This window comes from Pseudarthrobacter sp. AB1, assembly GCF_014926485.1.
Taxonomy (GTDB): Bacteria; Actinomycetota; Actinomycetes; order Actinomycetales; family Micrococcaceae; genus Arthrobacter.
The window spans coordinates 53,686-78,730 of sequence record NZ_PZKO01000070.1 but is presented as its reverse complement, the minus strand read 5'-3'; the positions used below and the strand labels follow the sequence as shown (position 1 = coordinate 78,730).

The following is a 25,045-nucleotide window of genomic DNA, read 5'->3' as shown; positions in this document are numbered from 1 at the left end:
GCGAACGCGGCGTGAACGTCCGGTTCGGCATCCACCCCGTCGCCGGGCGCCTGCCCGGACACATGAACGTGCTCCTCGCCGAAGCCAAGGTCCCCTACGACATCGTCCTGGAAATGGACGAAATCAACGAAGACCTCGGCGACACCTCGGTAGTCCTCGTCATCGGCGCGAACGACACCGTGAACCCCTCCGCGGCCGAAGACCCGGGAAGCCCCATCGCCGGGATGCCCGTCCTGCGGGTCTGGGAAGCCGAAAACGTCGTGGTGTTCAAACGCTCCATGGCCGCCGGCTACGCAGGAGTCCAAAACCCCCTCTTCTACCGCGACAACTCCCAAATGCTCTTCGGCGACGCCAAACAACGCGTCGAAGACATACTCCGAGCGTTCTAACTGAGGCCCCTTAACCGTGGAACCTTCCTCACGCGTCCCGCTCGCTGATATGTAGAAGCTGTGATCCGCCCGTTCGGTGCGCTGCAGGCTGAAACTGCTCAAGAACGAGAAGCCGACCAGCAGCCTGCAGCGCAGGGTCCTATGACGAATCACTGGTGTGGCGGTCCGCCTGTTTCGCGAGGAACACCGATCGCAGACCACCCCCGTGGTCGAGGTGAGGGCCGGGGCAGCAGGTCTCACCAGTCTTGCACTTCCAGCAGCCCGGGTACTTACTAATGGGAGGAGGCGTAGCCTCCCAAGTCTGCCGCCAACAGCTCGTGTGGCTTGGAGGCTTAACCAACGGCTATCAGAGGACGAAACGCAATGTTCGCTCGCATCAGCACGTACCGGCCCGCTCCTGACAGTACGGGAGCGCCTTCAGGAGAAACCGTCAACCAGGTGCTTGCCCTGCCGGGATGCAGGGGGATCTATTACCTTCTGGGAAAAGCAAACACGTCACTCTCGATAACGCTGTGGGATGACGAGGACGCGCTTGCGGGCAGCCGTCAGGAAGCGGATCGGATCCGCTCGGAGACCAGCGCGGAGCAACATATGGAGGTCCTTGGAGTGGACGAATTTGATGTGCTCGTCCAGCACCTCAAGGAATAGTTCAAGGCGGAGTTCCCATGCTGAGACAAGCTGTCGTAAATTTCAGCCCGAGTTCACCGCCCAGCCCGTTCAAACCTGTCACTGCCGGCGGCCCCGCCACGGCGTAAGCCGCGGCCACCACCCCGGGACGTTGCTCCGGTATATCCCAGTCACGACGAGAGCCTGGGTCGGAGCGATCGGCACGACGACCCACGCCGCGCCGCCCCAGTCGTACCACCGCCAGTCGGAAAAGAGCCACGGGACGAGGCCCGCGACGACGCCGGGCGCGAGGAAATGGAAAATGATCGTCCCGATCCACGCGCGTGCACGCGAGGCTGCCTTGGCCATGTTCGTCAGGCTACCCCAGGTTATCGTTGGTCCAACACATCGAAATCAGGAGCGCGCATGCCGTACGTTGTTGACTTCAAGGACGTTTCCATTGTTGGCCTGGAATCGTCTCCGGTCGCCGAGGCGATCGCTGGGTTGCGCGCCAACGAGGGGCGCTACTACCGCAATAAATACGACCACGTCTTCACCGTCAGTCCTGCAAGCGAGGTTCCGGACGTGGTCGAGCGGGTGAGCCGGATCCTAGCGGACGAGCGCGATATCGTGATCGGCTCCCGCCCCCTCGAAGCTACGGCCTTCGAAGTTGACGGTTTGCGGATGGACTACGTGTTCTACGAGTCGGGGCTGTCGATCAACGTCATGTACAGCATCGGGGACGGCGGGAAGCGAGCGGTCGGATTCAAACTGGCTGAAGGCATGGAGATTCCGGAGGAACTCGCATCACGTTTCAAGTTTGCCCGCCAGAAATCAAAGCTGGCAGGCGTTATCCGCGGTTCCTACTTCGTGATTAAGGGCGAGTACTGATCAGCTGACTTCCGCGCCCGGGAGCATGCCGAGTGCGGCTCCCGCCGTCTCGATTGAGAGTGGATGCCTGCCGGGGATGTTTAGGGCAGACTGGTGGCGTGAGCGGAATCCGGTGGGTGCTGCACGTCGATCTTGACCAGTTCATCGCGGCGGTCGAAGTGCTGCGGCGGCCGGAGCTTGCGGGCAAGCCCATCATTGTGGGCGGTCGCGGCGATCCCACGGAACGGGCTGTGGTGTCGACCGCATCCTATGAAGCCAGGGCGTTCGGTGTGGGTTCCGGGATGCCCTTGCGCGTTGCGGCCCGGAAAGTGCCCGACGCTGTGATCCTCCCCGTCGATCATGAGGCTTACCTCGCGGCGTCTGAAACGGTGATGGCTACCCTGCGCGCGCTGCCCGGCGCCACCGTGCAGGTGCTGGGTTGGGATGAAGCCTTTGTAGGCACCGAGGCGGAGGTTCCGGAAGCCTACGCCCGGCAGGTGCAGGCAGCTGTCCTGGAGCGCACGCAGCTGCATTGCAGCGTGGGCATCGGCGACACATTGGTCCGGGCCAAGGTCGCCACCGGTTTCGGTAAGCCGGCCGGTGTCTTCCGCCTTACTGCCGGGAACTGGCTCGCCGTCATGGGCAGCCGGTCCACCAAGGAGCTGTGGGGCGTCGGAACCAAAGTGTCCGGCCGGCTGGCCAAGCTCAGCATCAACACAGTTGCCGAGCTCGCCGCGTCCGACCCGCAGGACCTGGTCCCGGAGTTCGGCCCCAGGATGGGTCCGTGGTATGCGGCGCTCGGGCGCGGGGACGGCACCAGCGTTGTGGACGACACCCCGTGGGTTGCCCGCGGGCATAGCCGGGAGACCACCTTCCAGCGGGACCTGACCGAGGCCGCCCAGGTGGACGAGGCCGTGCGGGAGCTGACAACGCGTGTCCTTGAGGATGTTGTGGCCGAAGGGCGGCCCGTCGTTGGGCTGACCCTGAAGGTTCGGTACGCACCGTTCGTCACCAAGACCCACGCGAAGAAGATTCCTGAGACATTCGACCGGAACGAAATCCTCGCGCGGGCATTGGATCTCGTGGCCGGAATCGAAGCGGGCCGTCCGATCCGGCTCCTGGGCCTGCGGGCCGAGATGGCAATGCCCGACGAGGCCCGAAAGCAACATACGCCTACGCGCGGCGGTTGGTGACGGCTTCGCTACCGTCCTCGCCAGCGACGAAGAATCGATTCGACGACTGTGGTGCCGTCGAACTGCACGATCACCCACGTGAGTCCGGGTCAGCCCAGTGCCAGGCGCATCGACACCTGGTACCGGTCCGAGCGGTACGTGGAGATGGCGTACTCAATGGGAGTGCCCGGTTCTTCGGTCCCGGTGAAGGACCTGCGCTTGAAGAGCAGGACGGGTGCTCCCGGCGCGATGTCCAGCAGGGCAGCCGTTTCCACGGACGCCGCGGCGGCCTCCACGGTCTGCTCCGCCTGCTCGACCGGGTGCCCGGCGGCTCCCAACGCCCGGTACAGGGAACCGGTCAGATCTGACGAGAGCAGGTCCGGCAGCAGGTCCGGCGGCAGCCACGACTCATCGACGCTGACTGGTGCTCCGTTGGCCAGACGGAGCCGCCGGACCTGGTACGCAGGCTGTTCCGGAGTCAGCCCCAGGTGCTCGGCAGCTGCCGCTGGGGGCACTGCCGTGGACACGTTGATAACCCGTGTGCTGGGCACAAAGCCTGCCTGCCGCATGTCCTCGTTGAAGGAAGCCAGGTGAAGGGTGGAACGGACTAGCCCGTGCGAAACGAACGTCCCTTTCCCCTTGATCCGGACCAGCGCCCCGTCCTGGACCAGATCCGAGATGGCCCGGCGGACCGTGATCCGCGAGACCCTGAACTGCTCCTCCAGCTGCCGTTCGCCCAGCAGGGCATCGCCGGGCCGCAGCGTGCTGGACACCAGCTCCTGGAGTTGCCTTCTGAGCCAGACGTGTTTCAGTTCCCCTGCCGTATTCATGTCTCCTATCTTCCGGGAAGATCGAACAGGCGCGCGCCCGCTTCCACGCGCCCGCCGGATGCCGGCGCTTCGATGGCGTCCGCCGCGCTGTCCAGGATCACCACGGGACTGCACATGCTCAGGTCCTTTGATCGGACCAGGGTAACGTCCACGGTGATCATGGGATCGCCGGCGCGGACCTGCTCGCCCTTCTGCGCGATCACCGTGAAGCCCTCGCCCTTCAGGCGCACGGTGTCGATTCCGACGTGCACCAGCACGGCGGGCCCGGACGCGTGCTGGACGATGTAGGCGTGCGGCATGACCTTGACCACCTTGCCGTCAAGTGGCGCCACGGCGGTGATCACGCCGGCGTCGTCATCAGGGATGATGGCTGCGCCGCCGCCCACGAGCCCTTTCGCGAACACCGGGTCCGGCACTTCGCTCAGCGGGATGAGTCTGCCAGGCAGCGGCGAGGCCACGCTGATAATTTGAGCGGATGCTTCCGTGCTCAATTCAGGTGCGGTCACGTCAGAATGGCTCACATCAGGTCCTGGATGTCTTCGGCGAGGCTCTCGGCTTCCGGGCCCACCACTACTTGGACCACTGTGCCGGACATCATCACGCCGTGTGCGCCGGCGGCCTTGAGGGCGGCCTCGTCCACGCGGCCGGCGTCCACCACTTCGGTGCGCAGGCGGGTGATGCACCCTTCGATCTCTTCGACGTTCCCGGCGCCGCCAAGGGCGGCGAGGATGATTTCTGCTTTGGACATGTTTACTCCCGGTGTTGGTAAGCGGTGAAGGGCGGTGGTTCCGGAAGCCAAGTTGGAGCTTGAGGTTGACAACTGTGGCCGGCGCCCTTCACAGTGATGGTTGTCACTGGTTATAACCAGTTAGCTAGACTCTACTGAACCAAGCACCCCCGCACAAGCACCACCCTCTTCGAGACGAGGAACATTATGACCACGGAAAACCCCACAGCCGGCGCCGCGGCGCCGGAAAAGGCCAAGGGCAGCGGCAAGGCCCTGCAGAACATGCAGCGCTTCGGCCGAAGCCTCATGCTGCCCATCGCCGCCCTCCCCGCGGCCGCGCTCCTGCTCCGTCTGGGCCAGGACGACCTGTTGGGCAGGTTCGAATCCCTGACCACCGTCGCCCAGGTCATCGGTGCCGCCGGCGGCGCCCTGTTCGAGAACCTGCCGCTGCTCTTCGCCGTCGGCATCTCCTTCGGATTCGCCAAGAAGGGTGACGGATCCACGGCCCTCGCCGCCGTCGTCGGGTACCTGGTCCTGACCAACGTCTTCAAGGTCATGGCGCCGCTGGTGATGGGCGCCGCCCCGGAAGGCGGGAAAGATCCCGTTATCAATTACGGTGTGCTGGCCGGCATCGTCATGGGCCTGACCACGGCGTTGCTCTGGCAGCGCTTCCACCGCACCACCCTGCCGGACTGGCTGGGCTTCTTCGCCGGCCGCCGGCTGGTACCCATCCTTACGTCCTTCGCCGCGATTGTGATCGGCGTGCTCCTGGCACTGATTTACCCGTATTTCAACACCGGACTCACCGCCGTCGGCAACGCAGTGGCGGACAACACCGTGGTGGGCAGCGGGGTCTACGGCACCCTCAACCGGCTGCTGATCCCGCTGGGACTGCACCACATCCTGAACTCCATTGTCTGGTTCATCATCGGCGACTACAACGGCGCCCACGGTGACCTGAACCGGTTCTTCGCCGGAGACCCCACCGCCGGCGTCTTTATGACCGGCTTCTTCCCCATCATGATGTTCGCCCTGCCCGCCGCCGCCCTGGCCATCTGGCAGGAAGCCAAGCCGTCGCAGCGGAAGATCGTGGGCGGCGTGATGCTCTCCACCGGCCTCACCGCCTTCCTCACGGGCATTACCGAACCGCTCGAGTTTTCGTTTATGTTCGTGGCCTGGCCGCTGTACATCGTCCACGCATTCCTGACCGGCACGTCCATGATGCTGGTCAACTTCCTGGGCATCCACCACGGGTTTGGCTTCTCCGCCGGGGCCATCGACTACGTCCTGAACTTCGGCATCGCGCAGAATCCCGTGTGGCTGATTCCGATCGGGCTGATCTATGCCGCCATCTACTATGTGGTGTTCCGCTTTGTGATCCGCCGCTGGAACCTTCGCACCATGGGCCGCGAAGATGAAAGCGATGAGAACGGCTCCATGGCCAAAGCCGATGCAAGCTGAGCTCTCGTCTGGCCGGGGCGGCGGGGCCGACGGCGTGGTGGCGCTGCGGGGCCGCCTCGTTACCGGCCACCCAGGCGACGCAGTGATTGACGACGGCACCGTGGTGATGGCCGGGGGAACCATCCAGTGGAGCGGCCCGACGTCGGACCTGCCGGCAGGATTCGACGCCGAGGTCCGGCAGGTGCCGCTGATCCTGCCCGGGCTCGTGGACGTGCACTGCCACGGTGCCGTGGGGCACACCTTCTCCGCCGACGCTGACGGGGCCAGACTGACCGCCGCCCATCACGCCTCGGAAGGCACGACGTCGGTACTCGCCTCGCTCGTTTCGGCGCCGTCGCACGTGCTGCTGGAGCAGATCGCGGCGCTGCGGGACGTGGTGGCAGACGGCGCCCTGGCCGGCTTGCACCTGGAAGGGCCGTTCATCACCAAGAGCATGTGCGGGGCCCAGGACCCTGCAGCCATCATCGACGGCGATCCGGCGCTCCTGAAGCAGTGGCTTGAAACGGGGCGCGGGACCGTGCGGTCACTGACCCTGGCCCCCGAAACCCCGCACTTTGCTGAGCTGGTGCAGCTCTGCCGGGAACACGGCGTCGTGCCTTCCCTTGGCCACACCGCCGCAACGGCTTCCCGCACCCGGGAAGTCCTGGGCGCTGATGGCGGTGCTGGGGGCGTTGACCGCCAGTGGTCGGCCACGCACCTGTTCAACCGGATGCCTTCGCTGGACCACCGGGATGCCGGGCCCGTCGCGGTGATGCTGCAGGCCGCCGAGCAGTCACCTGGGCACATGGTGCTGGAGCTGATTGCCGACGGTGTGCACCTCGACCCGGAAATCGTCCGGATGGTTTTCAGCCTCGTGGGTCCACGCTCCGTTGCCCTCATCACGGATGCCATGGCCGCGGCGGGAATGTCCGATGGGCACTACACCCTCGGCAGCCTGGACGTGCTGGTCCAGGACCGGGTGGCACGGCTGGCGCCGGCGGGCAGGACCCAATCCGGGGAAGGGCAGGAAGCCGGAGCGATCGCCGGGGCCACGAGTTTCCTGCTGGAAAACGTGCGCCGCTGCGTCGAATGGGGGATTCCGCTCGCCGACGCCGTGGCGGCGGCTTCGTCCACTCCGGCCCGGCTGATGGGCCTTGACCGGGGCCCCACCAGGGTTGGCGCCATCGCCGCCGGATACCGCGCGGACGTACTGGTGGCCACCGGCGAACTTGAACTCGTGCAGGTCTATCGTGCCGGCACATCACAAACGCAGGAAAGGAAAGACCGTGCAGATAGTTCTGTGTGAGTCCATCGATCACGTAGGAGCCCGGGCGGCAGACATCATCGAGGCCAGGGTGCGGAGGGGACCGGCGGTCCTGGGCCTGGCCACCGGAGGCTCCCCGAGTTCCACCTACCAGGAGCTCATCCGGCGGCACCGCGAGGAACAGCTCAGCTTCGGCCAGGTCACCGGCTTCACGCTCGACGAGTACGCAGGACTGCCGAAGGAACATAGGCAGTCCTACTACTCCACCATCCGGCGCGAGTTCGTTGACCAGGTTGGCCTGCCCTTGGAGCGGCTCTTCACCCCGCAGGGCGACGCGGCGGACCTCGTTGCCGAGGCAGAACGCTACGACGCAGCGATTGCGGCGGCCGGGGGAGTAGACATCCAGATCCTGGGCATCGGCGCGAACGGCCACATCGGGTTCAACGAGCCGACGTCGTCACTTGCCTCGCGGACCCGGGTAAAGACCCTGGCGGGGGCCACCCGCACTGACAACGCCCGGTTCTTCCCGGACGGCAGCGTTCCGCGGTTGTGCCTGACCCAGGGGCTGGGGACCATCCTCGAGGCGAAGCTGGCCGTCCTCGTGGCGATGGGGGAGAACAAGGCCGCCGCCGTCCAGGCGATGGTGGAGGGCCCTGTCAGCGCCAACTGTCCGGCGTCGGTGCTGCAGCTTCACCGGAGAGCCGTGGTCCTCCTTGACCCGGCGGCCGCGTCCCGGCTCTCCATGCTCGAGTACTACCGGGACGCGCAGGAGTTCAACGACCAGCTCGGCCAGACCCCTACCAGACCGTGGCTGATCAGCTCTTCAACCTGAAGACGGATGCCGAGGCTGGCGTTCGCCACTCATGGTGCGAGCACTCCGTGGCGGGAGCATTCGGCGGTCCAGCCCAGCGGCGTCACCTGGACTTTCATGCGCCGCCGGCAGGCGGCGCAGTAACGCGGCGGCTCCATTGCGAGGCGTTCGCCGCAGCGGTGGTGAACGTCCGACGCCGGGCTGTCGCCGCCGTCGGACGGTACGCCGCAGTGCCCACAGAACGCAGCGGTGGAGCCGGTGGTTGAGCCCGTCGAGCCTGGGGAGTTGGGGATCATAATGTCTTCTGGAGTTCCTTGATAGGCATGTTCAGCTCGACGAGCAGGTTCAGGTCGGCGTCTGCCGGGCGGCCCAGTGTGGTCAAGTAGTTGCCCACGATGACGGCGTTGATGCCGCCCATGAGGCCTTGGCGGGTGCCGAGGTCGCCGAGGGTCAGCTCGCGTCCGCCGGCGTAGCGGAGCACGGTGCGTGGCATCGCCAGCCGGAACGCGGCGATGGCGCGGAGGGCGTCCTTGCCATCCATGATGCCCTGGTTTTCCAGCGGGGTCCCGGGGCGGGGGTTGAGGAAGTTCAGCGGGACTTCGTGGGGTTCCAGGGCCGCGAGCTGGGCTGCGAGTTCCGCTCGCTGTTCCAGGGATTCGCCCATGCCGATCAGGGCGCCGCAGCACAGTTCCATGCCTGCGGCCTTGACCATGTTGCAGGTGTCCAGGCGCTCCTCGTAGCTGTGCGTGGTGACGACCTCGGGGAAGTAGCTGCGCGCGGTTTCGAGGTTGTGGTTGTAGCGGTGGACGCCCCATGCGGCGAGCTGGTCCACCTGGCGCTGGGTCAGCATGCCCAATGAGCAGGCGATGTTGATGTCTACTGCCTCGTTGATCCTGTCGATGGCGAACTTGATCTGGTTCATGAGCTTGATGTCCGGGCCACGGACGGCGGCGACGATGCAGAATTCGGTGGCTCCCGTCGCAGCGGTCTCTTTCGCGGCCTTGACCAGCTCGGGGATGTCCAGCCAGACGCCGCGGACGGGGGAGTCGAACAGGCCGGACTGGCTGCAGAAATGGCAGTCTTCGGGGCAGCCGCCGGTCTTGATGGAAATGATGCCCTCCACCTCGACGTCCTCACCGCAGTGCCGCAGCCGGACCTCGTGGGCGAGCTGCAGGGCGGCGGGCAGATCCCGGTCCGGCAGGCTCAGGATTTCCACCAGCTGGCTTTCGGAGAGGCCGATCCCCTGCTCCAGGACCTGTGTCCTGGCGGTTCCGAGGATAGTGCCGGGGTTGGCCTGGAGGTCTGGCTGTATCGTCATCAATAGTCCTTTTTGGGGGTGCTTAGCTGCGGATATTGCCTCGGAACAAACGCTAGTTCTCAGTTCGGTGCGGGATTTTGTCGGGTTTCGACAAAGTGATGAAGCTGAAATTGGACCCCGGATTCTGGAGTGCGGCCTTTATGGTGGCCACCGCAATGGGGCGCCGCGTGGACCAGCAGCCCGAGAACTACACCCTGGCCAACTTCCGCCAGTGGGTGGACCGGTCGCGTAAGAACCTGGGCACGGACCGTGATTATGGCAGTTTGATTGGAGACCACTTCTGCAGTTTGGTTGGAGCCCACTTGGCGGCTCGCCGGTCGATGAATCGCAGTTTGACTTGAGCCCACCCCAGCGTTGATTTCATCAGGGTTGTTTTCCGACGGTGGAAGGCAGCGATGGAGTTGAGGGTGGAGCTATTTGCGAGGATCCGGCGGGACGCCCGGGTCCATGGATCATCAATCCGTGCCCTGGCAAAGGAGTACCGGGTTTCCGAAGCTGGACCGTTTCAGGTCCGTCATTGATGACATGCTCGTCGTGGATCTTGATGCTCCACGGAAGCAACGCCATGCGGGGTCGCCGGCCCACACCGACTTCATCGCCCTCCAGGCCGGCACCTGATCGGCCCGTCAACCCGGATCACCCCAGGCCAACGACCCGCCCGCCCATATCCGCCCAATTTTCGGCGAGCACTATGGCGACCCAACTACTGGAAGCTGTAGACCTATTTGGCGCCCTCCTGCTTGCCTGGTCCCGCGGTGACGTTGGCGGAGCGCACCAGTAAAGGAGAGAACCAGGGCGCAGGCCAGAGCCACGCCACCGCTGAGGACAAGGAAATCTACGACGGTCGAATGAGGCGCCGTCTCATCCGTGAACGCCCGGACATGAAAGACTGCGAAGCCCATGGCGGCGTCAGGTAGAAACAAGACCACTGCCGGAATCGCATAGCAATACAGGACAGACGCGATTGTTCTTTCTGCCTCCAAAGAACCGCTGGCCCTGCGGGTCAGGTATCAGCAAACGGCCAAGCTGATGCCGGTCCAAAGGACGAACCACAATACGTTGCCAACGTTCGATCCGTCTTGAAACGCCAGGTACGACTCAATAAGTCCCAATCCTGTGTACTGCGCCGAGACGATGTACACGGAATAGGCGCCTAACAGCCACGGGACCGCGGCGGCCAACCACAGCGCTGCCACGATTGGCCATCGGTTTCGCATAGTCCGGTCCTCCGTTCACCAGTTGCAGGTTTGGGATATTGGGCGCATGCCAATCCGGCTACGCCAGTTCGGGTTGGAGCGCCGCTCATACCCCTCCAGAGCGATGGCGCCGTCGTCTTACCGCCTCGCCCACACCCGAAATCAACAACCTGCCTGAACGGAAAAACCCGCCGAACAGAGGCCCATCCAGCCCCGATTCCACCGGCTTCAGGGCCGCCTCCATTCAATTGATGTAGGTTCGGAAGGCACGAAGGGGTACACGATGCCAGTAGACGAGACACGAAAGAATCTTGGCCCGGAGTTTTTCTGCCAATGATGTTGATTACAGGATCGGCTATTGCTGGGACTGCCCTCTTAGGTGTCAGTCGATTCGCGTCTATCGCGAAACGACTGACACCTTAGGCCCGACTCTCTATTACGAGCTTGCCCCCGCGCTCCCGATGGAGCGAAGTCATTGATGTCAACGATGCTGCGTAGAGCTTAGGTCCACGCAGCCGCCCGTGCCAGCTACAGACGTTTGGCCAGGGCGAGGGTTTCTTCGCGCAGCACATCCTTTGCCCCGAGAATTTCCACGCCAAGAATGCGCCCTTCGGCATCAAAGTCAATAATGATCTCGCCTTTCCGTCCGGGTGTCTTTATCGAATGCACCTGCGTCGACGCTTCGCCATCGCGGATTTCATCGACGAGCTGGACGTATGCGGCGTCGGCTTCTTTGTCATAGGTAATTTTCATCGGCTACCCCTTTGTCACCGTAATGATATTGCCAGTCCTGTTGTCAACGATGACCCGGATCCGGCTCGCGCCTGACCCTTGGGTAAAGACGGATGTCCCCTGGTTCCCGGCGGACCTGGCCTGCAGGGCGTCAAAGTAGGTCAGTGCCGTGGCCTGGTCCTTCGCTTCCATAACCGAAATAACCAGGTCGCCTTCGTCCAGGTGGTAGGTGCAGGTGAAGGTGCTGTCGGCCCAATTGTTGACTGTGTGGGTTTCCTCTTTCAGGTCCAGGATGGAGGTGAGCCGGTCCATGGGCTGGTCCCCGCAGACCATTTTCGCGGCCTCGCTCGGTCCCTCGACGGTGGGGTCGGGGGAGGAGTCCCCTTCGTTGTGGTGCCCGCCGCCGTGGCTGCCGGCTGCGGCCGTGTCACCTGATGGTGAAGTATCCGTTGGCGATGAGACGGTTGAGGTAGGTGCCGGCGCTGTTCCTGATGATCCGGTTGCAGCGGTGCAGCCGGTGAGCAGGAGGGTGGACAGGGCCAGAGAGGCCAGCAGGGGGTTGGGGTGTTTCATTCCTCGTCCGTCCTTGCCGCCGTCCAGATAAGGGGGACCGGCGGAGGGTTGTCAGGCTTTGAGTTTGGCGTAGATGACGTAGTTGTCATCGAAGAGTCCGGTGGCGGGGTCGTACCCGTCGCAGGTGATGAGCCGGAGCTCGGGGCCTGGTGTGTTGCCGTAGACCTCGAGGGTGGGGAAGCTGTTCTTGCTGTAGAGGGCCCCGCGGTCAACGGTGAACACAGCCGTGCTGCCATCGGTGCGGGAAACGCTGATCTCGTCACTGGTTTTGAGCTTTTGGAGGTCCGCGAAGACACCTTTGTTTCCGCCCAAAGCGTTGACGTGGCCCAGTATTACGGAGGGTCCGCGCTCACCAGGGGTGGGGGAGCCGCCGTACCAGGACGCCGGGGCGCCGTCGCCGGTGTCCTCGGGGACTTCCAATGACCCGTTCTCCCGCAACCCCAGATGCAGCAGGTCAGTGCGCACATCGATCACGGGGATACTCAGCGTGACCGGAGGCGATGCAGGCATCACCGGACCGGCCGGGGCCGCCGGGGTTCTCACCGGCAGGGAAGGCTGGGCGGTGGCTGCTGCTGCCGACGGCGGTACAGGAGCAGTGGCCGGTTGTGTGCCGGTGCCGCAGCCGGTCAGGGCCAGGGCCAGCAGAAGCCCGGCTGCCGTGATGGCCTTCAGACCTCCACGGCGGCCGGGCTTCATGTGTCTCACAGTGTTTAACCGATCAGCGGTGTTTAGGCTGTTGATTCTGCGGTGCGACGACGGACAACGTAAGCGCCGCCGGCCAAAGCGATGAGGGCCAGCCCCCCGCCGATGGCGAGTGCTCCGGTGTCGGTGCCGGTTTCCTGGGCGATGCCGGTTTCAGCGCCACCTGCGGGCATCTTCATCTGTCCGGCCGTCAGGGTTCCGCACAGAGCCGGCGACGTTGCTGCCAGGGGCAGTTCGGGGACGATGTCGGACTTGGCTGCCGCGCCGGCCGGGCTGAGGGTTGCCGGGTCAAGGCCATGGACGACGACGACGGCGGTGCCGGCTTCGAGGGCTGCCTTGGTCTCAGCATTCAGTTCGAACGTACGGTCAATCGTGTAAGCGGCGCCCTGGCCGGCGGCTTTGATGTCAAGGCCAGCCGCGGGGCTGGTGTCACCGCTGGTGGAGAGGGTGGTGACGATGCCGCCGTAGCTGGGTGCGCCTTCGGTGGTGGAGATGACCTGGTCACCATCCTTGTCGGCCGAAGGATCCGGACAGGTACCCTGCGCTCCACCGTGGATGTGCTGGACGTGCGGGTAGGGCATGTCCATGAACGTCGCGGGCATACCCGAAACGTTCAGCAGGACATGAGCCTGGTTGCCCGTGACGTGAAGTTCGATGGTGGCTGAACCGGAGCTGCCGTTGAGCTGGCCCAGGGTGGACTGGTAGGACTGGTCAGCGGCCATGGCCGGCGATCCAGAAAGGGCAAGTGCGGCCAAAGCGAGGGTAGGTACTGCCATAAAGCGGAGTGTCTTGTTCACTAGAAAATCTCCTCATACACGCGCGAGTGACGGTGACTCCCCAAGGAAGGGACACCAGTACTTCGAAGCAGACCATCCCACCGCTGAATGAGGATGTGTCTTATACCACAGTGTAGGGGCCTAAGGCCGGTGCGTAACCTTGAAAGGGTTCTTTATTTCGGGACTACTTTCGGGACGGTTGCGACCGTCATAGTGCTGATGGGCGCCTGCCCCGGGGTCGTATCCACGGTCCACGGCGGGTCTTTCGCTGCAGCAAAGCGAGGCCTGTCAGTGCCAGTCCGCCGGCTATGCTTCGGCGACCGCTGTCGCCGGTCGATCCACGCAGTATCAAGGCCGTCATCCGTGACGTCTGGCGGCGTTTGAGCTCAGAGGAATCCGGACCGGTCGTCAAGCCTTAGGTGCTGGGCTGCGGGCTCGAGCGCTACTGAGGGACTCCCGCAGCGTCTGGCTCCTCGGCGTACTCGTCGCGCGCGCTGATCAGCAGACCCAGCGCCGCGCCCACCACACACACGATCGCGGTGATCGAGAAGATCTCGCCGTACTGCAGGGCGTACGCCTCGCGGACCCGGCCGGCCTCGGCTGACAACCGTTCCGCGAGTGTGTCGCCGCCCGTACTGGCGGGCAGGCTGGCCAGATGCTGGTTGAACCGGTAGAGGCCCCATGCGCTCAGCGCCGCGATGCCGAGCAGCATGCCGATCATGCGGGCGAGCACAACCGCTGCCGACCCGATCCCGTGCTGGGCGGCGGGAACCACCCGAAGCGTCGCCGACGTCAGCGGGCCGATCACCAGGCCGAGACCGAGTCCGGCGATCGCCAGGTCGGTGTCCAGTGTCGGCAGGGTGAACAGTCCGAGATCATGTCGTGCCGTCAGCACATCCACGGGCCATTTCGAGATCAGCAGATAGCCCACGGCGGCGACGAACAGGCCGGTGAACGCGACGATCCGGTCGCCGATCCGGGTGGCCAGCCATCCGCCGAGTAGCGCCCCAACCGGCAGCGCGACGAGGAAGCGCAGCAGCAGGAGTGCGGCCTGGTTCTGGTCCTGACCCAGGACACCCTGACCGAACAGCTCGACGTTGACCAGCGTCACCATGAGCGCTGCGCCGGCGGCCATCGACGCGCCAATTGCCGCCAGGAACGGTCTGACGTGCACTCCCGCCGGTTCCAGCAGGCGGGTGCGGGCGAACCTCTCCCAGACGAAGAACGCGACGGTCGCCACGGCGGCGGCGATCAGCATCGGCATTCCCCAGCTGGGCAGCACCAGCTTGCCGTCGGGCTTGGGGTTGTAAAGCCCGATCACGGCCAGGCCCAGGGCGATGGCCAGCAGCAGACCGCCGAGCACGTCGACCTTCTGGGGATCATCGGTTCTCTGCCGGCCGGGCAGGCTGAAGTGGATCATCACCATCGCGATCACCGCAAGCGGCACGTTGACCCAGAAAACGGCCTGCCAGTGCTGGAACAGCCCGACCAGGACGATGCCGTACACCGGGCCGAGCACGCTGCCCAGTTCCTGTGCGGCACCGACACCGCCGAGCACAGCTGCGCGGTTGCGCGCAGCCCACAGTCCGGCGGCCAAGGCCATCGTCACCGGCAGCAGCGCGCCACTGGCGGCGCCCTGGAGAGTACGGCCGAGGACCAACACGGTGAGATCAGTCGACAGTGCCGTGACCACCGATCCGAGCGCGAAGCCGGCCAAACTGACCTGGATGAGCATCTTCCGCCCGAACCGGTCCGACGCCCGACCCAGTAACGGCATCGCCGCGATGTAGCCGAGCAGGTAGCCGGTGATGATCGGGGTGACCCGTTGGAGCTGATTCACTCCGATGCCGACGTCGAGCATGATGTCGGTCATGATCGTGACGACGACGTAGGTGTCGAGCGCGCCCAACAGCACTGCGAGACTGGCCGCGCTGATCGCGATGCGGCGGTTGGTCGACACCCGCCCGGTGGCAGGGGGCGGGCCCAGGATCACATTGCCGGTTTGTCGACGGTAACCGGTTCGCCCCACTTGGACAGGGTCATTGTGACGCTGTTACCAGGGCTGGGCTCCAACCGGGCCTGCATCAGCTCGCGGTTGCCGCCCTCAGAGATCCAGACGGTGCCAGGCACGGGTCCCGTCGCCCCGATCTGCGGGGAGATTTTGTTGACCGCGTCCGCGGTGACGTTGCCCGTGATGCGTACAGAGTCCACGCCCTCGACGGTCTCGCGGCCGTCGATCTTGGCATCGGAGAAGTTGGCGAGCACGTTGGCCAGCCCCACGTCGGGGTCCAGGATCGTCGCGACGTCGTAGATGTTGGATGCCGGCCCGAAGTTCGACAGGCGGCCTCCCGACGTGATCGCGGCCCAGAGGTTGCCGTCGGAGACCACGAACTCGACCCCTTTGAGCCGCTGGCCAAGGTGCATCATGTCGAGTGTGCCCTTGGCGGCGACCGCGGGAGTCTGTGTGAGATCGCCCTCGATGAACTCGACCGGCAATCCGGCGATCTGGCCCTCAACCGCGAGCTTGAGATGCGCGCTGGTCTGCCCCTTGGTGGTCTCACTCGACTCTTTCAACAGGGCAACGGGGTCGGGAGAGGCCTCCGGCGATGGGGAGGGGGAGGGGGCGGTGCACCCTGCAACGAGGGCGACGACGACGATGAGGGGCGCGAAGATCGCCCCAAGGCGGGCCTGCAGGGCTGCATTATACATGGATGCATCATACATGGCTGCATCATAGTGGGGGACCCCTAAGAGAGTGTTGCACTGAACCTTCCCCGTAAGGACACGTAGCGGGCCGTGCAGACGACTTCGGAAAATGACATAAAAAATTCCATACACACTCGATTTTTGTAGCGAAACTCAGTGCCGGTTTCTACGTGCCGGTTCTTCTGATGGTTGACGGGTATTGGTACATTTGGGCGCATGGGACATCTGTTGGTGTCACTTTCCGAGCTCGTCTGCACAAATTTCCATACTCGCTGCACAGCTGCGAAAGACATGGTCGACGACCTCACACTCCGTGAAGTGGAGCTCAGTATTGGCGGTTCCGCTGACGACCCGACTGACCCGGTCGGCAGGCTGCTGTTCAATTTGTTGGCGATAGTCGCTGGGTTCGAGGCGGACTTGATCCGTTCACGAACTCGCGAAGGGATGCAGGTCGCGAAAGCGGCCGGTCGGCTCCCGGTAAGCAGCCCAACCTGTCCAAGGCGCAGGACAAGCACCTGGTCGAGGTCTACCAGCGGGGCGAACACACCACTGCGCAGATCGCTGAACTCTTCAGCGTAGCGAGGTCCACGCTTTACCGGGCAATCGAGCGCTCCGGTGACACTGCCGCCTAAGTGTTCATTATGCAGAGGAGTGCGGAACAAATGGGCGCCTTGTGCGCGAGGAGTACGGAAAAGCCAGTGTTCACACTCAGCTGCACAACCCCGAAAATTCAAGGACCGTTGTGCAGACGACTTCGGAAAATGACAAGACAAAACGTTAGTCACCGCGGCTCTATGACTAGACGTGTCATTTTTCGAAGTCGTCTGCACGGAATTTCATAAGTCCTCTGCACTCGTCTCCGCTTGGAGTGATTTTCAACGTGGTCAGCGTCCTTGGACCTGTAAATAAGTGCTTGTGCTTTACCCGCAGTACGCACCTGTGCTGGCGCTGTGGACCAGTTTGGCGTACTTGGCGAGCACGCCCTTGGTGAACTTGGCAGGGAGGGGCTCCCAGCCAATCTTGCGGGATTCGAGTTCGGCCTCGTCGACCAGCAGGTCGAAGCTTCGGGCGGCGATGTCCACCCGGATCCGGTCGCCGTCCTTGACGAAGGCGATGGGGCCGCCGTCGACAGCTTCCGGTGCCACGTGGCCGATGCACAGGCCTGTGGTTCCACCGGAAAAGCGGCCGTCGGTGAGGAGCAGGACGTCCTTGCCCAGCCCGGCGCCCTTGATTGCGCCGGTGATGGCGAGCATTTCGCGCATGCCCGGGCCGCCCTTGGGGCCCTCGTAGCGGATGACCACAACGTCGCCGGCCTTGATCAGGCCCTGGTCCAGTGCGGCCAGGGCGCCCTGCTCACGCTCGAACACACGGGCGGTGCCTTCGAAGACGTCGGCATCGAAGCCGGCGCTCTTCACTACCGCACCTTCAGGCGCCATGGAGCCGTGCAGGATGGTGATGCCGCCGGTCTTGTGGATCGGGTTGTCCATGGCACGCAGGATCTTGCCGTCCAGGTCCGGCGGGTTGATCGCNGCGAGGTTCTCGGCAACGGTCTTGCCGGTGACGGTGAGGCAGTCGCCGTGCAGCAGCCCGGCGTCGAGCAGTGCNCGCATGATGACCGGCACACCGCCGATCTTGTCAACGTCAGTCATGACGTAGCGGCCGAACGGNTTNAGGTCACCCAGGTGCGGGATCTTGTCGCCGATGCGGTTGAAGTCCTCCAGGTTCAGCTCGACCTCTGCTTCGCGGGCGATGGCCAGCAGGTGCAGCACGGCGTTGGTGGAGCCACCGAAGGCCATGGTGACGGCGATGGCGTTTTCGAACGCCTTCTTGGTCATGATGTCCCGGGCGGTGATGCCGAGGCGGAGCAGGTTCACCACCGCTTCGCCGGACTTGCGCGCAAANTNATCACGACGGCGGTCTGCCGAGGGCGGGGCGGCCGAGCCGGGGAGGGACATGCCCAGGGCTTCGCCGACGCANGCCATGGTGTTCGCGGTGTACATACCGCCGCACGCGCCTTCGCCGGGGCAGATGGCCTTTTCGATGCGGGTCAGGTCTTCGAGGCTCATCTTGCCGGCAGCACAGGCGCCCACGGCTTCGAAGGCGTCAATCAGGGTGACTTCCTTTTCGGAGCCGTCCTCNAGCTTGACCCAGCCCGGCATGATGGAACCGGCATAGACGAACACGCTGGCCAGGTCCAGGCGGGCGGCAGCCATCAGCATGCCCGGCAGGGACTTGTCACAGCCGGCGAGCAGGACGGAGCCGTCGATGCGCTCGGCCTGCATNACGGTTTCCACGGAGTCGGCAATGACTTCACGGGAAACGAGCGAGAAGTGCATGCCTTCGTGGCCCATGGAGATGCCGTCCGAGACGGAGATGGTGCCGAACTGCATCGGGAAACCGCCGCCTGCGTGGACGCCTTCCTTGGCGCCCTGGGCCAGCCGGTTCAGGGAGAGGTTGCAGGGAGTGATTTCATTCCAGGAACTGGCAACGCCGATCTGGGGCTTGGCGAAGTCATCATCGCCCATACCCACAGCCCGGAACATACCGCGCGCGGGGGCGGCATGGATCCCGTCGGTGACGACCCGGCTTCGGGGCTTGATGTCCACTGATTGTGATGGTTGCATATCTTTCCTCCGGTGTTGATTTGAAGCTACGTATCGCCCTGAACGCGTTGGGCAATGGGACGCGTCCAGGTTTGGGCAGGGTCAAGGGTTGCAATATCCGCAAAAACGCGGGTCAGCGCGTGGTGGGTCGGTTACGTCGCGGGTGGAGCGGTGCCCGCAGGTGAGGCATCCATGAATCTCGGCGCGGGTCTCGCTCGTTGGCTCGCCGCAGCCCGTGCACGGGAGTCCTGCCACCCGCTCCACTTTCCAGAATCCCGGGGTGTCGCAGGACGGACATCTGGAGCGAAGTTTCTGTGCGAGGTTTTCGGCCGCGAGACGGATTGTTTCCATGCGCGTCGGATTGGCGTTGGCGCGCATGTCGGTCTCGAGAAAAACCTTGCCGTTGGCCGATCGGGCCAGCGCCCTCGAAAAAGCGAGCTCCAGCTCGGGCCAGGCGGCGATTCCTTTATGCATGCGGGGGTCGTGCTCGCCGTCCGGGCGAACGACCAGGTGGTGTTCGGGGAACTTCGATTCGCGGGCGAACGTTTGGGCCTCCGCCCAGTCCGCGGTCAGCAGGTGGAAGAAGTTCGTCTTGCCTTCGGCTGTTCCAACGACCTCCAGTTCGCGCTCACTGTCGATCCAGATCATGAGTTCGATGTTCCAGGGGAACATCCCCATGGCCGGATCCGGGCCAAACGAGCCCTCGTTGGCGATACCCAGCGGCAAACCCGACAATTCCATGCCCACCTGCGCCTTCTTGCGCGCAGCCTCGAGCTGTGAGCCGGCGCGGGGGACCTCGCGGGTGAAAGTACCGAGCAGATCCGTGTCGTAGCCCGTGACGTGTTCGAGCCGGCAGCCGAGCGCACGCTCGAGCACCGGGACGATCACCCGCTCCTTGCCATGCTGGGTAAGCAAAGAAATCCGTTCACCGGAATAGACGGAAGGCGGGGTTGAATTGCCGGACTCAGTGCTTATCACAACTGACCTTTCACTCCAGGGGGAACGACTGGGAACCGCAGGTTTGCGGGATGAGTGGCACATCCGGTGACGGCTGCTGCTCCTGCAATTCTCCTCGCCCCATGCCGACGTTTTCACAGCACACCAGTCATGTGCACGCGATGAGGTGGAAAAGTCCCTGTGGCCGTCCCGCAACCGCAGATGTTACGTACCAGAATACATGAAGTTTGTCTCATGAATCATATAGCGTGTATTAATAGGACTGTCGGCATACCGCTGGCGTCGAACGGATTACAGCCAAACGATGCAGGTATGGGCCGTTGACCGCGCTCCGATTTCACAACAGCCGGAAACGAACAAGAGAGTCACCGCATGATCGATCCCATCATCCTTTTCTTCCTGCTCGGTGCCACGGCGGGCCTGCTGCGTTCGGAGCTGCGTCTGCCGGCTGCGATCTACGAGTTCGTCAGCATCGTGCTGTTGCTGGCCATCGGCCTCAAGGGCGGTATCGAACTGGCCAGGCAGCCTTTCGGCAGCCTGCTGCCGCAAATGCTGGCCGTGGTGGCACTGGGGTTCTTCCTCTCACTGGCCGCCTTCCCCGTGCTGCGCTACCTGGGCCGTTTCAAACGCGCGGATGCCGCTTCCATCGCCGCCCACTACGGATCGGTGAGCGTAGGCACCTACGCGGTGGCCATCGCGTATCTTGGCAGCCGTCAGATCGCCTTCGAAGAACACATGCCGCTGCTCCTGGTACTCCTGGAAGTGCCGGCCATCATCGTGGGAGTTGTCCTCGCCCGGGGCCTCTCACGCGAAACCCGGTGGAGGTCGGTCGCCCACGAAGTGTTCCTGGGCAAAAGCATTGTGCTGCTACTGGGCGGGCTGCTCATCGGCTGGGCAGCCGGGCCGGACGGTTTATCGTCGATCGAGCCGCTGTTCTTCGATCTGTTCAAGGGGATCCTGGCCCTGTTCCTGCTGGAGATGGGGCTGATCACCGCGACCCAGATCGGAAGCCTGCGCCGGTACGGACCATTCCTGATGGCCTTTGGAATTGGCATGCCGCTTTTTTCCGCCCTGGTAGGGACCGGACTGGGCTGGGCCCTTGGACTATCCATCGGCGGCACCGCGGTTCTTGCGACACTGGCGGCGAGTGCCTCATACATCGCGGTCCCGGCGGCCATGCGCATCTCCGTACCCGAGGCCAACCCCACCCTGTCGCTGGCAGCCTCGCTGGGGATCACTTTCCCGTTCAATGTACTGTTTGGTATCCCGATCTACCATGCACTGGCCGTGTGGGCACACACATTCGCGAAAGGATAGGGCAGATGCAAAGCCATACACGCAAGCTATTGACAGTCATCACCGAAGCAGCACTCGAGGCCACCCTCACCCGTGACATCGACAGGCTCAATGCCCACGGATACACCATTACCGATGCCCGCGGAAAAGGCCACCGCGGCGTCCGGAGTGCGGGCTGGGACGCGAACAGCAACATCCGCATCGAGGTGGTGTGCGACGACCAGACAGCCGGCGCGATTGCCGACTACCTCCGGGAGCACTACTACCAGGACTACGCCATGATCCTGTTCGTGAGCGACATCGAAGTCCTGCGTCCGGAGAAATTCTAGACCCCGACGTACCGGGCCCGCACAGGATCCAGCGAAAGGCCTGAGCGCAGGGGCTTCAGCTGCGGGGACGCACCACCAGGACCGGACAGACCGCATGCCGGACACACTGGTCACTTACGGAGCCGAGCAACATCCCGGCAAGCCCGCCACGACCCCGCAATCCGACAACCAGCATGCGGGCGTTCCGTGAGATATCGATGAGGCTCTTGGCCGTGCCGGAGTGAACTGCCCTGTAGCTAATGGCGACCCTGGGATATTGGTCCACGATCATGCGTGCATCCCGCACGAGTTCCCCATGCACCGCCGCAGCGTACTCATCAAAGGACGACACGTATCCGAACTTCCACCCGGGTGGCTGCGGGGCGGTAGCGATGGACCAGGCCCGCACGATGACGATGACAGCGGCTGCCCGCAGCTGATCAGCAAGTCCAAGCGCCGTGTCCAAGGCATAATCTGCGCAGTAAGATCCATCATGCCCGACCACAATGCTGTTGCCTGGCGCCGGTTCCAACCCGTGACCCGGGCTTTCCCGGGTCACCGATGGTTCTCCTTGCCGAGGGACGCAACTGCACCGGGGGTCGGCCACCGGACGGCACCACGGCCGCGGCACAGGCGATCCAATGCTGCAGCCACACGGCGGGCCTGCCCCGATGCAGAGCCGCCGCCCCGGTAGGTCATCAGGACAGTTTCAAACGTGACCCCGGTATCGCCCAAGACCCGGCGCCCAAGACGGTCCAACCGGAGCACCTCCTGCGTCCTGTGCGCACTGACGGACCGAACCAGGGCGGCGTCGGTCGTGAAGCCCAAACGGGGCCGCACAAGAGCGATCAGCAAGTGGGCCCCAACGGCGCGCGCCTGCGGGGCCGCCGCTAGCAGAACATCGGCACCGTCCGACTCAGCGGCGATGACGATGAGATAGACCGGCACCGCGGAACCAGCTACGCCGGCGGGAACACCGCCCGGAAGCCTGGGCCCGGAACGCGCCTCTCGATTATTCAAGAGCGGGCTCCTTCCAAACCGCCGCCCGGCCGTGCCGCAGACACTCCAGCCGGCCAACCCCATCACCCCGTGCGGTAGCGTATGATTCAACCAATGAAATTAGATTAGCGAATTTCAGTTCAGGTGTCTATGATGCGGGAGGTGGGTTCAGGGACGAGGACCGCGAGGAGCTCGTCCAGTTCGTGACCGGCATCGACGGGATGGCGGAAGGGGCGGCCGGTGGCGACGGTGTAGCTGTTGCGCCGCCCGGTACGCGTCCTGGTGATATAGCCGGCCTCGACAAGCTCAGCTGCGATCTTCTGCGCCGCGCGCTCCGTCACACCCACCCGGGCGGCGACGTCGCGCATGCGGATCTGCGGGTCACGGGCGATGGTAAGAAGGACGTGGGCGTGGTTGGTGAGGAACGTCCACCGCGTCTCGCCGGCGGGCACGGCGGGCACGGCGGGTGTCCCTGAGTCAAAATCTTTGGTTGCCATTTCAAGGACAATAGTCGATCGGGCCTGCAGACGCCCGGTCGGCGGCAGGGAGCGCAGGGAAAGCAATCAGTCAGTTTCAGATGATGACAAGAAAGGCCACCAATGCTCGAAGTCAGTGCACTTCGCTGGATGCTCACCATCGGACTTATTCTCGGGCTGCTCGCCCTGGATCTTGGACTGGCTGCCGCTCGGCCGCACGCTGTCAAGTTCCTCGAGGCCGCAATTTCATCTTTGCTGTACATTGCCGTGGCCGTTGCGTTCGGACTGGTCTTCGCAGTACAGGTGGGCTGGGACTACGGCGCGGAATACTTCGCCGGCTACATCGTCGAAAAAAGCCTATCCATCGATAACCTCTTCGTCTTCGTGATCATCATGTCGACCTTCGCCGTGCCCGAGAAGTACCAGCAGAAGGTCCTGATCTTCGGAATAGCAATGGCCCTGGTCCTGCGGGCGATCTTCATCGCCCTGGGTGCAGCACTGCTCCAGCTGTTCTCCTTCATGTTCCTGATCTTCGGCCTGGTCCTGATTGTGACGGCTGTGCAGCTTTACCGGCACCGCAACGCCGACCCGGATGTCCATGACAACGTGCTGGTCCGTGTGGCCCGCCGCGCGCTCACCGTCACAAAGGACTACGAGGGCGGCAGGATGTTCACGCGCAGCGCCGGACGCCGGGCAGTGACGCCCCTGTTCATTGTGCTGCTCGCAATCGGCAGCACAGACCTGCTGTTCGCGCTCGACTCAATCCCGGCCATTTTCGGCATCACCGCCGAACCCTACATTGTCTTCACCGCGAACGCCTTCGCCCTGCTCGGGCTGCGGGCACTGTTCTTCCTCGTCAAGGGGCTCCTGGACCGCCTGGTCTACCTCTCCACCGGCCTGGCGCTCATCCTGGCATTCATCGGCGTGAAACTCGTCCTGCACTGGGGCCATGGCCTCGACGGCCGGGTACCGGAAATCAGCACCAACACCAGCCTCATCGTCATCGCAGCCGCCCTGACAGTGACCACCATCGCAAGCCTGATCAAAGTCCACAGAGACCCCACAGCCCGTGCCCACGCAGGATCTCTCACAGCGGAGGATACTTCCGACTCCGACCGGTCCGGCTGACCAGACATTTCTAGGCTTTAAGCAGCTTTGCGCCGTCAGGGCGTAGTTCCCCGTTGGGTGTTACGTGCCGGTACAGGGTCTGGCGGGTGACGCCGAGTTCGGCGCAGAGATCGCTCACTTTTGTATCGGCCTTCCCCATGGAGGCCATAGCGAGCCGGAGCTTTGCGGGGGTCATCTTGAACGGGCGTCCACCCTTCCGGCCACGCGCACGCGCGGAAGCTAGGCCGGCCAGGGTGCACCCCATTTACGCGACTGTAGTACTAGGACACCGCTGCCGGGCTGGCAAGCCTCTAACGACTATCATTGAATGGAAGAGAAGGCGACAGTACGGGGGAGTCGATCGTGGCCAATTCTGGATCCGGCGATTCTGTGGTGGACCGTGTGGTCCGGGTCATCGCGGCCTTCCCGGAGGGGGTCACCGGTCTGCAGCTGTCCGAACTCGCGGAGCGGGCGGAGCTGCCCCTGAGCAGTGCGCATCGGCTGGTCCGGCAGCTCGCGGACCACGGATTCCTGGACCTCGGTGCCGGCGGGAACGTGCGCATGGGGCTGCGGCTGTGGGAGCTCGTCAACCGTAATGCGCCCACACTGGCGCTCCGTTATGCTGCCCTGCCGTTTATGGAGGACATCCAGCAGGTCCTGAAGCAGAACGTGAATCTGGCCGTGCTGGATGGCTGGGAAGCGCTCTTTGTGGAGCGGCTTTCGCGTCGTGGTTCTGTGGCCAACCGGGCCCGGGTTGCCGGGCGCATGCCGGTCCATATCTCCTCCGCCGGTCTGGCGTTGATGTCCCATCAATCGCGTGAGCTGCAGGCCGAGTACCTCGGGCAGTTCAGCGACCAGCGCGGCGAGGTGAGCGTCGGCGTCGTACGCCAACTGCTTGCTGAGACCGTGAAGCAGGGCTACGCGCAACTGGCCGGCGTGGTGGACCCTGATACCTGGGGCATCGCGGTGCCTGTCATGGACGGCAAGCGCCGCACGGTGGCTGCACTGGGGGTTGTGGTCCCCTTGGCAGAGATGCGGCTTCAGGCCCTGGTGCCCGCCCTTCAGACGGCGGCGCGGGGGATCGGGCGCCAACTCGGCGCCATGCCGAACGACTGAACCCGTCTTCCATTCAACGGGATTCTTGTAACGCCTTTCGTTCGGCTTGGGTGACACTGGTGGCAGAAGCC

General features: G+C 64.0%; 29 protein-coding genes and 3 pseudogenes. 15 read left to right on the top strand and 17 right to left on the bottom strand.

All coding sequences use genetic code 11. The annotated features are described in order from the left end of the window. Together DAD99_RS20220 and DAD99_RS20215 are read left to right on the top strand one after the other, a co-directional pair. Positions 1–389, top strand: a 389-nt coding sequence (locus DAD99_RS20220) for an NAD(P)(+) transhydrogenase (Re/Si-specific) subunit beta (RefSeq protein WP_193342970.1), incomplete at its 5' end; no start/stop codon positions are given. A gap of 363 nt (positions 390–752) precedes the next feature. Beyond that, on the top strand, positions 753–1,037 hold the full coding sequence (locus tag DAD99_RS20215) for a hypothetical protein (protein ID WP_193342969.1): 285 nt from the start codon (positions 753–755) through the stop codon (positions 1,035–1,037). Positions 1,038–1,115: 78 nt separating this feature from the next. On the opposite strand, the gene DAD99_RS20210 is transcribed toward DAD99_RS20215, so the two are convergent. Then, positions 1,116–1,364 carry a hypothetical protein gene (locus tag DAD99_RS20210; protein WP_193342968.1) on the bottom strand — a complete coding sequence of 83 codons (249 nt, stop codon included), beginning with the start codon at positions 1,362–1,364 and terminating at the stop codon, positions 1,116–1,118. A gap of 57 nt (positions 1,365–1,421) precedes the next feature. On the opposite strand from DAD99_RS20210, the gene DAD99_RS20205 reads away from it, so the two are divergent. Together DAD99_RS20205 and DAD99_RS20200 are read left to right on the top strand one after the other, a co-directional pair. After that, positions 1,422–1,886 carry a phage tail protein gene (locus tag DAD99_RS20205; RefSeq protein ID WP_185263484.1) on the top strand — a complete coding sequence of 155 codons (465 nt, stop codon included), beginning with the start codon at positions 1,422–1,424 and terminating at the stop codon, positions 1,884–1,886. Between the two features lie 116 nt (positions 1,887–2,002). Beyond that, positions 2,003–3,058, top strand: a complete 1,056-nt coding sequence (locus DAD99_RS20200; RefSeq protein ID WP_193342981.1) for a DNA polymerase IV — start codon at positions 2,003–2,005, stop codon at positions 3,056–3,058. Positions 3,059–3,147: 89 nt separating this feature from the next. Here the strand turns inward: DAD99_RS20200 and DAD99_RS20195 are convergent, their stop codons facing one another. The 3 genes from DAD99_RS20195 to DAD99_RS20185 are packed head-to-tail and all read right to left on the bottom strand — an operon-like array spanning position 3,148 to position 4,615. Next, positions 3,148–3,867, bottom strand: coding sequence for a GntR family transcriptional regulator (locus tag DAD99_RS20195; protein ID WP_193342967.1), 720 nt, complete (start codon positions 3,865–3,867; stop codon positions 3,148–3,150). A gap of 5 nt (positions 3,868–3,872) precedes the next feature. Next, a complete protein-coding gene (locus DAD99_RS20190; protein WP_309233436.1) occupies positions 3,873–4,388 on the bottom strand; it encodes a PTS glucose transporter subunit IIA in 516 nt (171 codons plus the stop codon). Continuing rightward, a complete protein-coding gene (locus DAD99_RS20185) occupies positions 4,385–4,615 on the bottom strand; it encodes a glucose PTS transporter subunit EIIB (RefSeq protein ID WP_193342966.1) in 231 nt (76 codons plus the stop codon). The genes DAD99_RS20190 and DAD99_RS20185 overlap by 4 nt, the downstream gene beginning before the upstream one ends. A 186-nt stretch (positions 4,616–4,801) precedes the next feature. Here DAD99_RS20185 and DAD99_RS20180 point away from each other — a divergent pair, with 186 nt between their 5' ends. The 4 genes from DAD99_RS20180 to DAD99_RS20165 are packed head-to-tail and all read left to right on the top strand — an operon-like array spanning position 4,802 to position 8,375. Next, a complete protein-coding gene (locus tag DAD99_RS20180; protein WP_227008311.1) occupies positions 4,802–6,055 on the top strand; it encodes a PTS transporter subunit EIIC in 1,254 nt (417 codons plus the stop codon). Then, complete coding sequence (locus DAD99_RS20175; RefSeq protein ID WP_227008310.1) at positions 6,045–7,340, top strand: N-acetylglucosamine-6-phosphate deacetylase; 1,296 nt, start codon at positions 6,045–6,047, stop codon at positions 7,338–7,340. Before DAD99_RS20180 ends, DAD99_RS20175 begins: the two co-directional genes overlap by 11 nt. Then, entirely contained in the window at positions 7,321–8,130 is an 810-nt protein-coding gene (gene nagB, locus DAD99_RS20170) for a glucosamine-6-phosphate deaminase (RefSeq protein ID WP_193342965.1), read from the top strand. Before DAD99_RS20175 ends, nagB begins: the two co-directional genes overlap by 20 nt. Then, entirely contained in the window at positions 8,106–8,375 is a 270-nt protein-coding gene (locus DAD99_RS20165; protein WP_185263488.1) for a hypothetical protein, read from the top strand. The genes nagB and DAD99_RS20165 overlap by 25 nt, the downstream gene beginning before the upstream one ends. Positions 8,376–8,401: 26 nt before the next feature. Here DAD99_RS20165 and bioB read toward each other — a convergent pair whose 3' ends face one another. After that, entirely contained in the window at positions 8,402–9,427 is a 1,026-nt protein-coding gene (gene bioB / locus DAD99_RS20160; RefSeq protein WP_193342964.1) for a biotin synthase BioB, read from the bottom strand. A gap of 143 nt (positions 9,428–9,570) precedes the next feature. Between bioB and DAD99_RS20155 the strand changes: the two are divergent. Then, positions 9,571–9,675 (top strand): annotated as a pseudogene (locus tag DAD99_RS20155) (aldo/keto reductase); the annotation flags it as partial. Between the two features lie 199 nt (positions 9,676–9,874). Next, the gene (locus DAD99_RS20150) at positions 9,875–10,045 is read left to right on the top strand and encodes a hypothetical protein (RefSeq protein WP_227008309.1); all 171 of its coding nucleotides are present in this window, start codon (positions 9,875–9,877) and stop codon (positions 10,043–10,045) included. A gap of 1,106 nt (positions 10,046–11,151) precedes the next feature. On the opposite strand, the gene DAD99_RS20145 is transcribed toward DAD99_RS20150, so the two are convergent. From DAD99_RS20145 to DAD99_RS20120, 6 genes are all read right to left on the bottom strand, one after another. Next, positions 11,152–11,376 carry a DUF2283 domain-containing protein gene (locus DAD99_RS20145; RefSeq protein WP_193342963.1) on the bottom strand — a complete coding sequence of 75 codons (225 nt, stop codon included), beginning with the start codon at positions 11,374–11,376 and terminating at the stop codon, positions 11,152–11,154. 3 nt (positions 11,377–11,379) lie between these two features. Beyond that, positions 11,380–11,928, bottom strand: a complete 549-nt coding sequence (locus DAD99_RS20140; RefSeq protein WP_193342962.1) for a hypothetical protein — start codon at positions 11,926–11,928, stop codon at positions 11,380–11,382. Positions 11,929–11,979: 51 nt separating this feature from the next. Next, a complete protein-coding gene (locus tag DAD99_RS20135) occupies positions 11,980–12,624 on the bottom strand; it encodes a sortase domain-bontaining protein (RefSeq protein ID WP_193342961.1) in 645 nt (214 codons plus the stop codon). Between the two features lie 32 nt (positions 12,625–12,656). Beyond that, positions 12,657–13,427: a CHRD domain-containing protein gene (locus DAD99_RS20130; RefSeq protein ID WP_309233435.1), complete on the bottom strand. Its 771-nt coding sequence runs from the start codon at positions 13,425–13,427 to the stop codon at positions 12,657–12,659. Between the two features lie 421 nt (positions 13,428–13,848). Continuing rightward, positions 13,849–15,399: an MFS transporter gene (locus tag DAD99_RS20125; RefSeq protein WP_309233434.1), complete on the bottom strand. Its 1,551-nt coding sequence runs from the start codon at positions 15,397–15,399 to the stop codon at positions 13,849–13,851. Beyond that, positions 15,396–16,115, bottom strand: coding sequence for an LppX_LprAFG lipoprotein (locus DAD99_RS20120; protein ID WP_185263492.1), 720 nt, complete (start codon positions 16,113–16,115; stop codon positions 15,396–15,398). The genes DAD99_RS20125 and DAD99_RS20120 overlap by 4 nt, the downstream gene beginning before the upstream one ends. 279 nt (positions 16,116–16,394) lie before the next feature. Here DAD99_RS20120 and DAD99_RS20115 point away from each other — a divergent pair. Beyond that, positions 16,395–16,744 (top strand): annotated as a pseudogene (locus DAD99_RS20115) (recombinase family protein); the annotation flags it as partial. 288 nt (positions 16,745–17,032) lie between these two features. Here the strand turns inward: DAD99_RS20115 and ilvD are convergent. Beyond that, entirely contained in the window at positions 17,033–18,736 is a 1,704-nt protein-coding gene (gene ilvD, locus DAD99_RS20110) for a dihydroxy-acid dehydratase (protein ID WP_193342960.1), read from the bottom strand. A gap of 81 nt (positions 18,737–18,817) precedes the next feature. Beyond that, positions 18,818–19,603, bottom strand: a complete 786-nt coding sequence (locus tag DAD99_RS20105) for a DUF6671 family protein (protein WP_309233433.1) — start codon at positions 19,601–19,603, stop codon at positions 18,818–18,820. Positions 19,604–20,044: 441 nt separating this feature from the next. Here DAD99_RS20105 and DAD99_RS20100 point away from each other — a divergent pair, with 441 nt between their 5' ends. Both DAD99_RS20100 and DAD99_RS20095 read left to right on the top strand, forming a co-directional pair. Then, the gene (locus DAD99_RS20100) at positions 20,045–20,989 is read left to right on the top strand and encodes a sodium-dependent bicarbonate transport family permease (protein WP_185263495.1); all 945 of its coding nucleotides are present in this window, start codon (positions 20,045–20,047) and stop codon (positions 20,987–20,989) included. Positions 20,990–20,994: 5 nt separating this feature from the next. Then, on the top strand, positions 20,995–21,297 hold the full coding sequence (locus DAD99_RS20095) for a P-II family nitrogen regulator (RefSeq protein ID WP_185263496.1): 303 nt from the start codon (positions 20,995–20,997) through the stop codon (positions 21,295–21,297). Positions 21,298–21,352: 55 nt separating this feature from the next. On the opposite strand, the gene DAD99_RS20090 is transcribed toward DAD99_RS20095, so the two are convergent. The 3 genes from DAD99_RS20090 to DAD99_RS20080 form a co-directional block, all read right to left on the bottom strand. Beyond that, positions 21,353–21,781, bottom strand: coding sequence for a universal stress protein (locus DAD99_RS20090; RefSeq protein ID WP_309233438.1), 429 nt, complete (start codon positions 21,779–21,781; stop codon positions 21,353–21,355). 50 nt (positions 21,782–21,831) lie between these two features. Further along, positions 21,832–22,296 carry a hypothetical protein gene (locus DAD99_RS20085; RefSeq protein WP_193342957.1) on the bottom strand — a complete coding sequence of 155 codons (465 nt, stop codon included), beginning with the start codon at positions 22,294–22,296 and terminating at the stop codon, positions 21,832–21,834. Positions 22,297–22,415: 119 nt separating this feature from the next. Beyond that, the gene (locus tag DAD99_RS20080) at positions 22,416–22,772 is read right to left on the bottom strand and encodes a helix-turn-helix domain-containing protein (RefSeq protein WP_193342956.1); all 357 of its coding nucleotides are present in this window, start codon (positions 22,770–22,772) and stop codon (positions 22,416–22,418) included. A 102-nt stretch (positions 22,773–22,874) separates the two neighbouring features. On the opposite strand from DAD99_RS20080, the gene DAD99_RS20075 reads away from it, so the two are divergent. Next, complete coding sequence (locus tag DAD99_RS20075) at positions 22,875–23,879, top strand: TerC/Alx family metal homeostasis membrane protein (protein WP_193342955.1); 1,005 nt, start codon at positions 22,875–22,877, stop codon at positions 23,877–23,879. A gap of 10 nt (positions 23,880–23,889) precedes the next feature. On the opposite strand, the pseudogene DAD99_RS20070 reads toward DAD99_RS20075, so the two are convergent. Further along, positions 23,890–24,114 (bottom strand): annotated as a pseudogene (locus tag DAD99_RS20070) (helix-turn-helix domain-containing protein); the annotation flags it as partial. Positions 24,115–24,221: 107 nt separating this feature from the next. Between DAD99_RS20070 and DAD99_RS20065 the strand changes: the two are divergent. Then, complete coding sequence (locus DAD99_RS20065; protein ID WP_193342954.1) at positions 24,222–24,974, top strand: IclR family transcriptional regulator; 753 nt, start codon at positions 24,222–24,224, stop codon at positions 24,972–24,974. Positions 24,975–25,045 lie beyond the last annotated feature (71 nt).